This window comes from Neobacillus pocheonensis (assembly GCF_050477905.1).
Taxonomy (GTDB): domain Bacteria; phylum Bacillota; class Bacilli; order Bacillales; family Cytobacillaceae; genus Neobacillus; species Neobacillus pocheonensis_A.
In genome coordinates, this window is sequence record NZ_JBCNAD010000076.1 from 38,322 (window position 1) to 53,267 (window position 14,946).

Here is a 14,946-nt window from a genome sequence, read left to right on the forward strand (position 1 = left end):
CGTATATTTGTTTGCTATTACTCATGTAGTCATATATTTGTACTTATATATACGATACGTTATAGATATATTAGCAAAATTGATATTTCGTTGAAATTTTGACCTTTATGATAAGTAAATTTATACTTAAATAGTGGTTTATAATTCCTTTTTTGTTATTAGTTAATAAGTGGGAGGTATATATGGAAATTTTAAGTTATGAGGGATATGCTTATCGACAGAGTGAAGACCCTAATGCACCATGGTTGGTTAATTTAGTTATTCCGGCAGAAGAATTACTAAGATGGGCAGGTATTCCTCGAAGGTTAAATGAAGATATGATTGGTTTTCAAAGGGTAGATGATCCGAATAGAGTAATTAAGGCAAAAAAGTTCTTTTCAATGGGTTTAAATCAATCTCCAACCGCTCTGGTAGTGGGGATACACCCTGCAGAAGATGATGATGAAAGATTAGCAAATCTTGTATTTTCAGACATTGAGGATTCTGATCAGATTAAAAAATGTACTTTGACCATAAAAATGCCTGTAGAGTTTAATGAAACTGAGGAGTTAGATGAATTAATAAAAATATTAAGAAAACAAATTGAATACAGAATATCTGCACAAGATCAAGATTTACATATTGAAGACGAAGAAATAATAGAAATGGATTCAAATAAGGAAAATAGTGATGAAAATGATTCTGATGTCGACGAAGTAGAAATTGGTATGTCAAAATTACTTCATCTATTAAATAGGTTAGAGGATAGGGATTGGTGTTACCAAAATATTCAGGAATTAAGAGATATGGCAAAACCTGCAACCATCATTGACGGTCAACATCGCGTTAAAGGTGCAGAATTATGTGAACGTAACATACCATTCACTGTTTGTGCAGTATATAATTGTCCTTGGTCGGAACAAGTATTTCAATTTACAGTAGTAAATTATACTGCAAAGGGAATACCGGATCAATTTATTACAGCAAATGCTGCCCTTTCTCTAACGAAAACAGAATTAGAAAAATTGCAAGGAAGGTTAGTCCAGGCAGGAGTAAAGGTAAAAGAACATGAGCTAATGCAAGTTGTTCAGTGGGATAACAGAAGCCCTTTTTATGGATTGGTAAATCTTACTGAGAAGAAAGACAGTACAAAAATTGGTTATAAAACTATGGTAAGCATCGCCAAAACATTTTATGATGGCAAAGAACCTGCTCTCCAACAAATCATACAAAATCTATACCCAGAAGTTCAGGGTAGAGGAATGAAAACAGAAAGGTTAAATCGCTGGAAATCAGAACATTGGGGTCTATTCTTTTTGGATTTCTGGGAGAAAATCTATAACAACTATAAAGATACGCCGTCCTATGAACAAGGTTATAATCTTTGGTCGGTCGGACATTCTAATTTGGTTAAGGCGGTTGTATTAAAGGAATTACAATCTGCATTTTTACTCAATCTTGGACATCAAGATGAAGAGTTCTTTATTCCAAGAGACTCTTCAAATGCTTTAAATGAATTAAGAGAGAAGCTACGATCAAGAGCAGAAAAACTTGTTCAATGGATTCCTGCTGAATTTTTTGCTACTGAATGGAAAACTAAAGGTTTAGATACAGGACCTGGGCGATTGGCTCTTCAAGAAGCATTTCGGAATCTGGTGGATAAGAAGGGGGTGTATCAGTATACAAGGTCTTCTCTCGTCACAGGAGCGGTTGACTAAGGGTCAATCAATAAAACTTTTCAAAGATGTGTTTTCTTACTATTTGGGATTCTCTCAGGAAAATCATGAATTTTCAGAAATAGAGCGTTTTCAAATTTTACCACTTGTTTTCGGCTTATTACCAAGCCAATCAATTTTTAGAGAGCGTTATGACTTAAAAGTTAAACCATTAATTATATCACATTTAAAAGGATTAGGTATAAACCCCGATCCATTATTTTTAAGAATATTAAAAGACATTTCTGACCAATATTACATTACTGGCTTGGAAAATGGGTTATTACAAGAAAAATATACAATCGAAAAACTTAAAGCCAATTTTCCTGAAAAATACAAGGAACTCATTAATATTCAAAATAATAGGTGCAAATTATGTGGAGTTAAATTTACAGGTGAAGTAATCGAGACCCTAGACCATATTATTCCATGGAGGCTAGTAGGTGATACTTCAAATGGTAAAAATTGGCAAATACTATGTTCCTATTGTAATACCGGGAAGCGAGAATACTTTTCATCATTACAATCTAAATTAGCTTATAACTGGGTTTACTCCAGGAATATTACCCTTGATACAGATTTACCGAGCAAAGAATTAAGATTTGTAATTCTATCACAAAAAAATTGTTGTGAGAATTGTCATAAAGATAGTACGAAGGTTCACCTATTTTTAAGTAAAAAGTTAATTACTGGCCTTGCTGTTGCAGATAATCTTAAAGTTGTATGTGAAAATTGTATCTGTTAGGGCCAAAATAATAAAGAATAATACTTTTTAGATTATATCTAGGAAATCTGATAATAAATGCTATGATATAATAAATCAATCAATTTTTTTGAGTTAATTTATTAAGGTCTGGATACCTTCAAAAAAACTAAGATGAATCAACAATTGTTGGTATAGTTTGAAAAGTGAGAAACAATCTTCGGTTACATTATGGTAGGATTTAACAATACACTCGAAAATTGTCGACAAGACTGCGTAAAAATAGTAATATACTTATTGTGAATAATTCCAAATAAATAAATCCGCACTTCTGCGGTGGAGGTTGTAGCACCCCTCCTTAAAAAAACTAAGATGAAGCAGTACTTCTATCTTGGGGTACTGTTTTTTCTATTTTGAAGGGGGTTTTCCTTAGTATGCTAAGAGATGAAAAAGCAATTGTTGTGTTTAGTGGCGGACAAGATAGCACCACTTGTTTATTTTGGGCCTTAAAACAATTTAAAGAAGTAGAAGTTGTTACATTTGATTACAATCAAAGGCATAGGTTAGAAATTGAATGTGCCAAAAATATAGCCAATGAACTTGGTGTTAAACACCATATTTTAGATATGTCATTATTAAATCAACTTGCACCTAATGCGTTAACACGGTCAGATATTGAGGTCACAGAGGGCGGCGAAGGGGAACTTCCTTCGACTTTTGTTCCTGGTCGTAATCTGTTATTCCTTACGTTCGCAGGTGTATTAGCACGCCAAGTCGGTGCGAAGCATTTAGTGACCGGTGTGTGTGAAACAGATTTCAGCGGCTACCCAGATTGCCGTGACATTTTTATCAAATCACTGAATGTTACTTTGAATCTATCCATGGACGATAATTTTGTCATTCATACGCCATTAATGTGGATCAACAAAGCACAAACATGGGCACTAGCAGATGAATTAGGCGCATTGGATTTTGTTCGAGAAAAAACATTAACTTGCTACAATGGTGTAATTGCCGATGGATGCGGCGAATGCCCTGCTTGCGTTTTACGAAAAAGAGGGCTCGAAGACTTTTTAAGCGGGAGGTTTTAAACGATGGGTTTTAGAATCGTCGATAAACTTCAGAAAATAAATGAGGACATTCATCCACATCAATTAAAATATCATTCAAAACGTGTACTCGTGAGCAAAGAATTTACTTTCGATGCATCGCACCACTTGCATTGCTATGAAGGAAAATGCAAGAATTTGCATGGTCACACGTACCACGTTATTTTCGGCATCAGCGGTTTTGTCGATGAACGTGGCTTAATGATCGACTTTGGTGATATTAAAGAGATTTGGAAAAATGAAATTGAAATATTCCTTGACCATCAATATTTGAATGAAACCCTGCCATTCATGAATACAACAGCGGAAAACATGGTGGTTTGGATTTATGAGAAAATGAAGGAAGCGTTAGCTACAGAAGAGCGGAAGGATCAATATCATGGAGCAAGAGTGGAATTTGTCCGCCTCTTTGAAACGCCAACAAGCTATGCTGAGGCTAGAAGGGAGTGGATGGAGGAATGAGTAAGATTCCTGTGTTAGAAATTTTTGGACCAACCATCCAAGGAGAAGGCATGGTGATTGGTCAAAAAACAATGTTTGTGCGCACAGCCGGCTGCGATTATTCATGCAGCTGGTGTGATTCTGCCTTTACGTGGGATGGCAGTGCCAAAGAGGATATTCGACAAATGACAGCAGAAGAAATCTGGACTGAATTAAAAAGAGTCGGCGGCGATAATTTCTCCTTTGTGACCATCTCAGGGGGCAATCCGGCGCTGCTGAAAAATCTAGATGAGTTTATCGATTTATTAAAAGAAAAAGAAATCAAAATTGGCATCGAAACACAAGGCAGCAGATGGCAAGACTGGTTCGTCAACGTTGATGAACTAACGATTTCACCAAAGCCGCCAAGTTCTAAGATGGTAACAAATTTTGAAATCTTAGATTCTATTTTTCAAAATCTAAGAGATTATGATTTTAAATATCAAGTGAGTCTAAAAGTCGTCATTTTTGATAAAAACGATCTTGAATATGCGAAAAAGGTTCATAACCGCTACCCGGAGATTCCTTTTTATCTTCAGGTTGGGAACGATGATATCACGAATGTGAATAATAGTGAATTGATTCAAAAACTACTGATGAAATATGAGTGGTTAGTTAATTGCGTGGTTTTGGACCCTCAATTGAATGATGTAAAAGTTTTACCGCAATTACATGCCCTTCTTTGGGGAAATAAGCGAGGCGTGTAAGGGAAAGTTGAGTTCACAAAGAGAGTAGGGATAAAATGAGAATCCTTTTGTATTTAATTTCAATTGTTACTGCGAACGTTGTTACTGCAGCTTTTGCACCATTACAGCTGGGCCTATTTATTGTTCCGATGGGAACATTGTTTATTGGAGCCACTTTTATCTTTAGAGATTTGGTCCAAAACAAATATGGAAGAAAAAAGACTTATATTTTCATAGGAATTGCATTATTTTTATCTGCTGTTTTGTCATTCATATTAGGTGATACTCTTGTTATTGTATTAGCTTCTGCCATTTCGTTTGCCGTGGCAGAAACTACAGATACAGAAATTTATACAAGATTAAATCTACCAATGAGTTGGCGAGTTTTTTATAGTGGAATCGTAGGAGGCTTACTGGATTCGGTCATATTCGTTATTATTGGTCTAAGCCCAGTGGGAGCAAATTTCTTGCCATGGGAGGCTGTTCCGGCAACTATCCTTGGACAAGTAATTGTAAAAACAATTATCCAGGCGATTGCAGCAATAATTTTAAGCCAGGTAAATAACTCTTCGGGTAAAAATGCCGTTTCAAATTAATGAAAAAAAGCACTTACTAGGGAAAGTGAGATACTCAAGTTCAAAGTAAGTGCTTTCTCATTATGATCAGAGACCTAATTTTTTTTAGATAGTATATGTAAATGCTAATCTATATTTCTTACGCCTTTTTATGAATCAATGTACGCTTTAGTGTGACGAATGTCATTTTTCATTAAGGACCTATATCATTATTCTGGTGAAAACGTGTTTTCAGAAATTTGGGGACTAAGAAAATAGTACTATTACTAAAAGAAGTTTTATTTTATAAAATTATTGTCAAGAACTAAGGAATAAAAATAAAAAAAATCCCCAAATCTTTAAATAGAAAGGGGATTTTGTTATATATTGTATGAAAATAGTTATTTACATATTTTAGAAACTTGTAATTATAGTTTTGCAACATTACCTATTTCTTCATTATCTTACTATTCATTAGTTCAAGCCATTTTACAAACTTATAACGGTGCCGTTCATACCAGTCATTACAAACGATATATATCCCACTATTAATAATAAATGCCTCACTCCAATATCTACCTTTACCATTGACAAACTTTTTTTCTTTAATAGTTTGTCCTTTTTCAATTTTTCGTAGGAATACATAATTTAAATCGAATGTCTCATTCGAATAATTTTCATCTAATAAATGTGTAACCACTTCGTCTTAAATTTACCCAGTGTTTGCAAGTTTCCTGAATTCTGTTCGAACAAGGAGACCTATTTTTAGCTGTTCATCAGTAACAGCCACTTTTCTTAAGTGTTGCTGAGTAGTTTCAGAAACATGGTTATCAATATTAGGAGATATACCATACTTTACCTGTGGAGAAGACTTTATTACTTTTGTTTTTTCAGCTAAAGGCTGATATATAAATTTTTGAAATTCCTCATTTACGTAATGAATAAAGGAAAATTTAAATCCGTATACTTTAAAAATTTCATTGAGAAATTTTACAGAATCCATCAGTTGTTCATGTACAGATTATTTGAGTTCTGGTGCTACAAAAATAATCTTTCCTTTTGCAATATCGTAATAACCGTGGATTAACATAGCTGTTCTAATCATACTATTTATTATTGTTTCAACTTTAAAATTATCTTTTATGAATATGAAGTCCGTTTCCAGAAAAGAAGTATTAACCGCATAGATGTTGGCTATTGCTCCAGATTTGATTTCAAGCCCCAGGACGTCAATATCCCCATGAATTAATACCTGTGAAAGGGTGACTGTATACTTTAAAATATTAAATTTATAACGTTCATAAAATAATTCTTTCGTCGACTGAATGACTTCTTCAATGGTATCCTCATTAATGTAACTCCCATGAACTTGGAGGGATATTCCAGATCTTTTGTGTTACTTGGCATTTCTTTAACACCTTAAGCCACGATTCAATCAATGAAACTCATATCCTCCAGAGTCTAATTTACTACCACTAATTTATCATATTAAAACATAAATTTTCATATTTTGAGAGATGTTTACATTAACATTGTGATAAATTGTTATAAAAACACTTATTGATTTTTAAAATGTCATGAGGAGAGAGATACTTAGTGGATGGCTATTTAGTTCTTTTAGACGAATAATACAAACCCCATTTGGCTCCCCTCTATATTCTCATCTTAGGCCACTAGAAATACCAGGAGAAGCACTTTTGGAATTATTAAAAGCTGGATTAGAAAATGGAGTTTTCTCTGAAAAATTTAAGGAAAATCTTAAAAATATTTTAATTAAGAGCTATACTAATTGGAGAACAGTATTTGAAAGGGATTGCATTGAATGAATGGTAATGAGCTAAAACAAAATATTCAAAATATAAGTATTTGGAAAAAGGGTGATCAAAGAGCCCCGCATAATCCCTTATTACTGTTGTATGCATTGGGTAAAATTCAAAATGAAGTTGATCGGTTCCTACCCTATAAGGAAGTAAAAGAAAAACTAACATCGTTGTTAATCGAGTTTGGCCCTAAAAGAAAGTCTTATCATCCTGAGGAGCCTTTTGTAAGGTTAAGTAATGATGGCATTTGGGATTTTAATACAGTTAATAAAATAGATACAAAAAATCCTAGCAACAGATTTTTATTAGAAAACCAAGTAAGTGGCGGATTTAATAAAGAGGCATACAACCTTTTAAAAGCAGACAAAGCACTTATTAAAGAGGTAGCAGAGATTATTTTAAATAATCATTTCCCTGACACGATTCATGAAGACATTCTAACTAGCATAGGCCTTGATTTAGAGTTCGTTGGGAAGCGAAGACGCGATCCAAATTTCCGAGAAAGGGTCTTAAAAGCCTATGAATATAGTTGTGCCGTTTGTGGTTTTCATGTTCGCCTTGGACATAACATAGTTGGTTTAGAGGCTGCCCATATAAAATGGCATCAAGCTGGGGGGCCAGACACTGAAACAAACGGGATTGCACTATGTTCCATGCATCATAAACTTTTTGATAGAGGCGTCTTTACCTTAACGGAAGAAAAAGTGTTCCTGCTGGCGGAAGAGGCACATGGGTTTAATGGTTTCAATGAATGGTTAATGAAATTTCATGATAAACCGATTCGTAAACCCATTCATCCTGATTACCTTCCTTCTCAAAATTTTCTACATTGGCATGTTCGTGAGGTTTTTAGAGGTCCTTCGAGGTATATTGTTGGATAAAAAAATGAATGTATTTTTGAATACATAATAATAGTTTTTATTGTAGCTAATTAATTTTTTTAGCTGTTTGAGAAATTTACTGCACCCCAAATGTACGTCATTTCTAACATTTGGAGGTGCTTTTCTTATGAAATAACTTTCTAAAAAAACCCATCGTACATTTTACGGTATGAACTAGACATACTTATGTATAACCTTTGAACCTCTCCGATAAAGTAAATATAACGATGGAATGTTACAAAAATAAATAGAAGTGGTGAATTTCATGAAAAGCTTACTTGGATATTTAGGAAAGAACTTTATCACAAATAATGAGTATCTAGCAACAGAAGCCCTTAATTATATTTTAAACAATAGCATGGCTGCTAGAAATGCCCTTACAAAGATAAACCGTCAAGTCAACGCTGAAATCAATTCTGATCTCTCCTTTCAAAGCCAGGTCTATTCGAATGATAAAGGGATTCCAGACATCGTTGGGTTTGATGCTAATAATGATCCTGTATATATTATTGAAGGCAAATTTTGGGCGGGACTTACCAGTAATCAGCCGGTTGCTTATTTAGATCGTTTGGATGATGGAAAACCGTCGATTCTCTTCTTTTTAGTGCCAAAGCTAAGAATGGAATTTGTGTGGGGAGAATTAATCCAGCGTCTAAAAGAGGCACAAATTCAATATATGGATATGACTTCTTTTGAAAATATCATATTTGTAAAAATCACTGAAAATAAACGATTAGCGATTACGAACTGGGATTATTTGTTGAATGAGATGATTTCGCAAATGGCTGTCCAACAGGATGACCTTCTAAAAGGGGATGTCATTCAATTATTAGGATTATGCTCTGAAATGGATAATGAAGCATTCCTTCCTATCCAGGAGGATGAGCTAACGTCAGCTATTGCCAGAAGAAATATGAATTATAGTGATATTGTGGATGAGTTATTAGCTAAAGGAATAGCTGACGGTATTTTTTCAACAGAAAACGGAAAGTTAAGGGCTTCTGGTGGTCCCTATCATTATAAAAAATACTTTAAATGCGGAGAATTTTTTGGCGATGTTAGTTTTGATAGCAGGGCTTGGATGCAATTATATAACACCCCTTTCTGGTTGAAAATCTACGGTAAGGAATGGAGCAATCCACATGAATTGGACAAAGTAAGATTAGCTTTAAGCCCCTTACTTTCCACCACTCCTAAACAGCTCTATATCATGGATCGAGTGCCTCATATCCCTTTATTCGTGAAATATAGAGTTGAAAAATATAAACTAGTAGAAGAGCTGTTAAATCAAGCTGAAGAAATCTTTACATTGTTGAAGGATAATTATCTTTAACCGTATTCGTTATTCATGATGAGCGTGTTTTTAAGTGATGGAAGAAAATGATTAACAATGAATATATTATGTTAACTTATTAGAAACTATTAAACTATCCCTAAAAAAAGTATTCTGCCATTGAGGAGAGATCGGATAAATGTCAATGAGAAAATATCAAAACTATTCCCTAGTCGAACTGGAAAAAATCGAAGAAAGATGGGAGATAGGGGATGAAGACGAAGAGGAGGATTTTCGTCAGGATTGGGTAGAAGAGGGAATCGAAATCTATGAAGCTCTTCTTCGCAAAAGAGTGAGCGATGAGCAAAAGTCATACTATCATCACGTATTGGCCAAGCTGTATTTAGAATTTGGCCGGTCTGAAAAGATGCTTCAATCGAATTTTCAGAAGGCGTTCCGATCCTTACAAAGAGCAGCCCACTATTATCCTGAAAAGGGTGATACATTTTACCACCTAGCCTTTTTAGCAGAAAAAATGACCTTTGGGAAGGAAAAATGGGAATCCGCCGCTTTTTATGCCAAGGAAGCACTCGAAAGAGGAATTTCAACAGAAAAACAAATCAAAATTTGGTGTTTACTAGGGAAAGCATACTTTGAATTGGGGCTTCAGAAGGATGCGGCTCAATGCTTTAGCCAATCAAAAAAACTGGATCAGGATGATGATTTTGCCCGATTTCGCCAACATTACGCTAGTAGTGATGTCGAAAAAGCTTCCTTTACGAGGTTAAACCAGGATGGAACCCGAATCAACAAACGGGCGGAACGTGACCAATTGCTAGAGAAAAGCAGCCGGGGAGAATGCTATGTGCTTGAAATCGATAGGCGCGGCACGACCCTGCATGGCAATGGTGCCTCCGTCGTCATGAACACGAAGGAAGCAGAGCTTATGAGGTTAATTTTCGAGTGGGAGGAAGGATTGACCAAATTTGACATTCTCGAAAATACCGTATTTTCACTAACTGTCAAACAAGCAGGTTCGGTTAAAACGGATATTAGCCGTTTAAGGTCCGTCATCAAAAAGGGTTTGGCAGTGGATGGGAAGACACTGATTCAAACGGTCGGAGAGAAGGATGAACAAAGGTATCGATGGAATCCCGAGATTCCAAAACATTTGATTGAATAAGAAGAATGGGTTTCAACCGGTTACAAAGGATGTAACCGGACCTTGGTATATTAAGTTTAGCAAGGAAATAAAGGAAAATACCAAGGAGGAATTGTCCATGAAATCATCTAATTATTTATCAATTGAAATGCAATCTGGTACGGAGAAGCTTGCAGAGGCATTAGTATTAAGAGGATTTCCGGTTGAGGTCAACAACGATTTTATTTCGCTACGAAACGGAAGTCAGCATGATCAACAGCAGCTAAAAACGTTCCTAGATACGTTAGAAATTCCTGTTTTTTGGAATGGCGACGGTTTTCAATTGCTCGTTAATCACTTCCCAATCCCCAAAATGAGGAAAATCATCCAGTATCCTGGCCGCGAGCATATGGTCAATATGGAAGGCTACCATTTTCAATGGAGGAGCTTTGTAACCCGTCGTTATGGCATCCGTACTAATACGATCGAATTATGCCCTTATACGGCCATCCTGGTAAAAGCGTTGAATGAAGCGGGCATTGTGACCTTAACGGGCTGTAATGGTCATGGACAACATGATCCCAATTTTCAATTATCTGGAATCTATCACGGAATCTGGTTTTCTATTATCCAGCAACGATATTTGAAAGATTTGCCCCTCCATTATCAGTGGGATATGCAATTTATCCGAGGAGGCTGCAATGCCGGAATTTTTGCGCAAAAAAGCTCAGATGACAGATGGGATATGAACAAGGTTTTAGCTGACTGCTATCAAATGGCCCAAATGCTCACTTCTCATGCAGCAGAAATCCGTGCTTGGAAACGACGCACCTTCAAACGGAATATGAAGCAATCTGCAGAGGCAATGAAAAAGGGTGGGAACATCCATCAACTGTTTGAATGGATGATTGAAGCAGCAGAGCTAACGAAATAAGAACTTCTTAATATGCAAGGATTCATTTTGTTTGTTCAAACATGTAACCTCAATCCAACATGAGGTGTTTATTATTCTAATAAATAGGAAAAAGTACCGGTATTACTGTCTTCCAAACTCGCGAAGGGAAAGATGGAGCATGGTGGAATAATGGTCCGTCCAATATTTTATAACTTTGTCCAAACTGCCAAGCACGGGGGAGCCAGCATGTACTTGGAATATTTTTCAGCACTGCTTGAACATGCTGTGGAAAGTGAATCATTTATTCAATAAATCCAATAAACTCCCCTCTATCTGCGTGGGTATGAGGGGCGATTTGTCGTAATAAGAATGTTATTATCAATTTGACAATTAAGTTGGTCCCAAGGGAGTGTTTCTTTTGGCAGGACATGTTTTTTCAAAAAAACAGCTAGAAACGATTTTTAATAATGTCGTTGGCAAAACATTAGGGGAAGTAGATCGAAATAATGTTTTTCAAAGGGCACTGACAAAACCTAAAATCACAGGTATTGCAGGAGATGTCATTGAACAGTCAGTGCTTGGGTATCCACCGGATTCTAAACAAAGGGCAGATCTTTTTGTTGATGGTAAAGATGTAGAGTTAAAAACTACAGGGATTAGAAAACCAGCTAAAAAAGGCGACCATCAATTTGAAGCAAAAGAGCCGATGTCTATCACTGCCGTTTCTCCCAAAAACATAACCAATGAACATTTCGAGACCTCTCATTTTTGGCATAAACTGGAAATTATGCTATTGGTCTATTATCACTATGATTCTAATGAAACGGTAAAAGCGATCGATTATGCTAATTTTGTTATTATGGACTATCAATTTCACGAGTTTTCTGCAGAAGATACGGAAATCTTGAAGAATGACTGGCAAATCGTCAGGGACTTTATCAAAAAGTTACAAGAGGAATATGACAATCCAGAAAATGAGTACCATCGCATTTCTTCTGAATTAAGAAAAGACTTAATGTTTATTGATACGGCTCCTAAATGGCCTCACCCTCCAAGATTTCGTTTAAAAAGGGCAACCGTTTCAAATATTGTCCAAAAACACTTTGGAGAAAAGTTTGAAAAATTATCGACTCAATATTCAACTTTTAGAGAATTAGACGAAAAATTACATCATTTAACAGAATTGTATCGTGGCAAAACGATTATGGAACTGATGTTGGAGTTTAATATTCCGATTATTTTAAATGAAAAAGGGGATGTCAATAAGGCTATTTCCGAACAAATAGTGGTGAAAATGTTCGGTGCAGAAACCAAAAAAATCAGTAGGATTGAATTGTTTAATAAAATCGGAATTACGCCAAAAACTGTCACTCAAACCAAACAGGGCACCAGGACAGAGGATACGAAATTATTTACCATCGATTTTACAGAATGGACAGATGAACAGATTGATTTTGAAGATTCCTTTGTTTTTAATTATTTTACCAATCAGCATTTTTTGTGCATTCTATTCGAAGAGCCGTCGCCTACTTCAAAATTGCTTGAGAATCGATTTTTAGGATTTAAACGAATCATTTTTCAAGACCATATGATTGAAAAGGATGTAAGGAAGGTTTGGAATGAGGTTAGATGGTTAATCAATAACGATCAATTAAAAGAAACTCCAGAATTAGATAAACATGGCCGTCCTATCATAAATAAAACAGGAAAAGTGAAGACCTCTATTAATTTTCCAAAATCAAAAGATCACAATATTTTTCTAAGAGGGACAGGTTCCGATTCTAATAAAAAACCCAAGGTTCTTAATGGGATCCATATGTATCATCAGAATTTATGGGTGAAAGGAAAAACATTGGTAACCATGCTCAATGAAATTGATTTTATTTGATATGAAAAAAAGGAGCCATGAAGTAATTTCCATTACTCACTTATTCCTTATATCTGCTCGAACAGCAAGGAAATGAACGCTCTCCAGTGTTACAGTATTAGAAAAATCGAAGCAACCCATGGGTTGCTTTTATCGAATTTCTCAACGGAGTCACCAGGTTATTTTTTGGATACTGAATTATTTTACTATTTTTATTGGAAGGGTGGAAATGAACCGTGGGTATGCCTGTCTCAAGTTATTCCTATTTTCATGCGATAAGTCAAATTTATTACAAAAAGCACAATCCCGATTTATTTGACCGTTTAAGCCCTGCTTATCAAAATGAAATGTATGCGTTGAAGCGCTTAACCAACAAAATATTTGAACCATATAACCTATTTGCGTTTATCATCCATGATCCGGCAAAACATTGGGATTTCGCTGAAACTTTAAAGGAGCAATTCAACAGCCTTCACTATCAAACTGGCGAAAGACTGCTCTTTTTCGCCTTGACGCAACCGCCAAAACAATGGAAGGATGAAACGGTTCAGCCAAAATATTATCAACACCTACAGCAGGTATTCAAAGAGGAAAATCGGTTAGCCGCATACCCGGATCAGAGCGGCAGCCATTTATTTAAAGATTCGTTTAATGTCCAAGCCATTGCCAAAACACTGAATATCCCATATGACCAGTTACCAGCCATCGTCATTACAACCCATCCATCAATATGGTCTTTCAAATGGTATCGGACCTGTGCGAAACATATTAGAAGCCAGTTGAGGCAATTGGGATCTGCTGCCAATCATTTAAGTGAGTTTAAAAACCAATGTGCTGGACCCATCGAATTCCAGGAGAAAATGTTCGAAATTGTTAAAGAGGATTATGATGACGATTTGAACCTGTGCGAAGGGAAAGGGAACGAACTTTTAACGGAGAGCCTAGCAACCGCTTTGTCGGAATTACTTAGTTTCCTTATCAATCAAGAAGACAATTATTCCAAATTTAATGAAATGGCTGAGTCCCAGATTGACATCGCCATGGCCAGAGTGATTGAGGCAATCCAACTGACCAAAGGGAAATATGCGGGGGAAGGTGGTAATCAAGGTTATTTAGAGACTTTAGATCGATTGAGTGAAAAGGTTGGGACCTTCCTTACTCTTTTGCAACCATCTCGGAGGAATCGGGAGGATAAAAGAATACCAGGTTTTGAATTGGATTCTAATCAATTGATCAACATCGGGAATCATGTCGGGGATTTCTTGAAATCCTATCAAAATAAATACCCTGACCTCGATTATACGCCTGCTGTCATTTGCTTAGCGAAGGCTTTTGAAATGGAAATAAATAAATCCATTGTTCATTGGATCAGGAGAAGAAACCATATTAGGCTGCCAGATTATTATTTCAAAGTTCAGCCTGATGCAAACGGGCTCGTTATTCCTAATATGAAAATTGGTGAGCCGATTGATTTCAATAAGTCCCGCCAAAATGGAGCGTGGCAGCCCCCCGCGATGGGGCAGTCTTATTTAGTGGCTTCCAAGAATATCGAAAAACCTGATTGGACCCCATTTTGGGAACCAGCAGAACGAAAGCTGTTGTTAAGGGAATGGGACAAAATTGCGAGGGTGAGAAATCACGCTGCCCATTCGGAAAAGGTATCATCCGAAAATATGAACGACTTACTAGATTCGATGAAAACCTTGGAATCAAATAAAATTTTTAAGAAAATGGCGGATTTGAGGGAATCCTTTCGTGGTTTTGAGGTTTTACCATATTAAGAAAACTTCATATATATTTTTTAATGAGCCTTGTAATGACAGAGGGCACTGAAAAACTTACG

15 protein-coding genes are annotated in these 14,946 nt (G+C 35.9%); 14 read left to right on the forward strand and 1 reads right to left on the reverse strand.

The window, feature by feature from the left end; all coding sequences use genetic code 11:
* The first annotated feature begins 182 nt into the window (after window positions 1-182).
* From ABES02_RS28220 to ABES02_RS28245, 6 genes are all read left to right on the forward strand, one after another.
* Window positions 183-1,697, forward strand: a complete 1,515-nt coding sequence (locus ABES02_RS28220) for a hypothetical protein (protein WP_430141141.1) — start codon at window positions 183-185, stop codon at window positions 1,695-1,697.
* On the forward strand, window positions 1,690-2,439 hold the full coding sequence (locus ABES02_RS28225; RefSeq protein ID WP_430141142.1) for an HNH endonuclease: 750 nt from the start codon (window positions 1,690-1,692) through the stop codon (window positions 2,437-2,439). The genes ABES02_RS28220 and ABES02_RS28225 overlap by 8 nt, the downstream gene beginning before the upstream one ends.
* Before the next feature lie 392 nt (window positions 2,440-2,831).
* Window positions 2,832-3,488, forward strand: a complete 657-nt coding sequence (gene queC / locus ABES02_RS28230) for a 7-cyano-7-deazaguanine synthase QueC (protein ID WP_430141143.1) — start codon at window positions 2,832-2,834, stop codon at window positions 3,486-3,488.
* 3 nt (window positions 3,489-3,491) lie between these two features.
* Window positions 3,492-3,968 carry a 6-carboxytetrahydropterin synthase QueD gene (gene queD, locus ABES02_RS28235; protein ID WP_430141144.1) on the forward strand — a complete coding sequence of 159 codons (477 nt, stop codon included), beginning with the start codon at window positions 3,492-3,494 and terminating at the stop codon, window positions 3,966-3,968.
* Entirely contained in the window at window positions 3,965-4,693 is a 729-nt protein-coding gene (gene queE / locus ABES02_RS28240; protein ID WP_430141145.1) for a 7-carboxy-7-deazaguanine synthase QueE, read from the forward strand. Before queD ends, queE begins: the two co-directional genes overlap by 4 nt.
* A gap of 35 nt (window positions 4,694-4,728) precedes the next feature.
* Window positions 4,729-5,268, forward strand: a complete 540-nt coding sequence (locus tag ABES02_RS28245; protein WP_430141146.1) for a VUT family protein — start codon at window positions 4,729-4,731, stop codon at window positions 5,266-5,268.
* Between the two features lie 670 nt (window positions 5,269-5,938).
* Here ABES02_RS28245 and ABES02_RS28250 read toward each other — a convergent pair.
* On the reverse strand, window positions 5,939-6,229 hold the full coding sequence (locus ABES02_RS28250) for a hypothetical protein (protein ID WP_430141147.1): 291 nt from the start codon (window positions 6,227-6,229) through the stop codon (window positions 5,939-5,941).
* Between the two features lie 694 nt (window positions 6,230-6,923).
* Between ABES02_RS28250 and ABES02_RS28255 the strand changes: the two genes are divergently transcribed.
* The 8 genes from ABES02_RS28255 to ABES02_RS28290 all read left to right on the forward strand — a co-directional run bounded on the left by ABES02_RS28255 (window position 6,924) and on the right by ABES02_RS28290 (window position 14,884).
* Window positions 6,924-7,052, forward strand: a complete 129-nt coding sequence (locus tag ABES02_RS28255; protein ID WP_430141148.1) for a hypothetical protein — start codon at window positions 6,924-6,926, stop codon at window positions 7,050-7,052.
* Window positions 7,049-7,927: a phosphorothioated DNA-binding restriction endonuclease gene (locus ABES02_RS28260; protein ID WP_430141149.1), complete on the forward strand. Its 879-nt coding sequence runs from the start codon at window positions 7,049-7,051 to the stop codon at window positions 7,925-7,927. Before ABES02_RS28255 ends, ABES02_RS28260 begins: the two co-directional genes overlap by 4 nt.
* A 265-nt stretch (window positions 7,928-8,192) precedes the next feature.
* On the forward strand, window positions 8,193-9,260 hold the full coding sequence (locus ABES02_RS28265) for a hypothetical protein (RefSeq protein ID WP_430141150.1): 1,068 nt from the start codon (window positions 8,193-8,195) through the stop codon (window positions 9,258-9,260).
* 139 nt (window positions 9,261-9,399) lie between these two features.
* A complete protein-coding gene (locus ABES02_RS28270; RefSeq protein WP_430141151.1) occupies window positions 9,400-10,383 on the forward strand; it encodes a tetratricopeptide repeat protein in 984 nt (327 codons plus the stop codon).
* A gap of 97 nt (window positions 10,384-10,480) precedes the next feature.
* Window positions 10,481-11,275 carry a hypothetical protein gene (locus ABES02_RS28275; protein WP_430141153.1) on the forward strand — a complete coding sequence of 265 codons (795 nt, stop codon included), beginning with the start codon at window positions 10,481-10,483 and terminating at the stop codon, window positions 11,273-11,275.
* Window positions 11,276-11,425: 150 nt separating this feature from the next.
* A complete protein-coding gene (locus ABES02_RS28280) occupies window positions 11,426-11,548 on the forward strand; it encodes a hypothetical protein (protein ID WP_430141154.1) in 123 nt (40 codons plus the stop codon).
* Window positions 11,549-11,645: 97 nt separating this feature from the next.
* On the forward strand, window positions 11,646-13,124 hold the full coding sequence (locus ABES02_RS28285) for a MutH/Sau3AI family endonuclease (protein WP_430141156.1): 1,479 nt from the start codon (window positions 11,646-11,648) through the stop codon (window positions 13,122-13,124).
* A gap of 215 nt (window positions 13,125-13,339) precedes the next feature.
* Window positions 13,340-14,884, forward strand: a complete 1,545-nt coding sequence (locus ABES02_RS28290; RefSeq protein ID WP_430141157.1) for a hypothetical protein — start codon at window positions 13,340-13,342, stop codon at window positions 14,882-14,884.
* Window positions 14,885-14,946 lie beyond the last annotated feature (62 nt).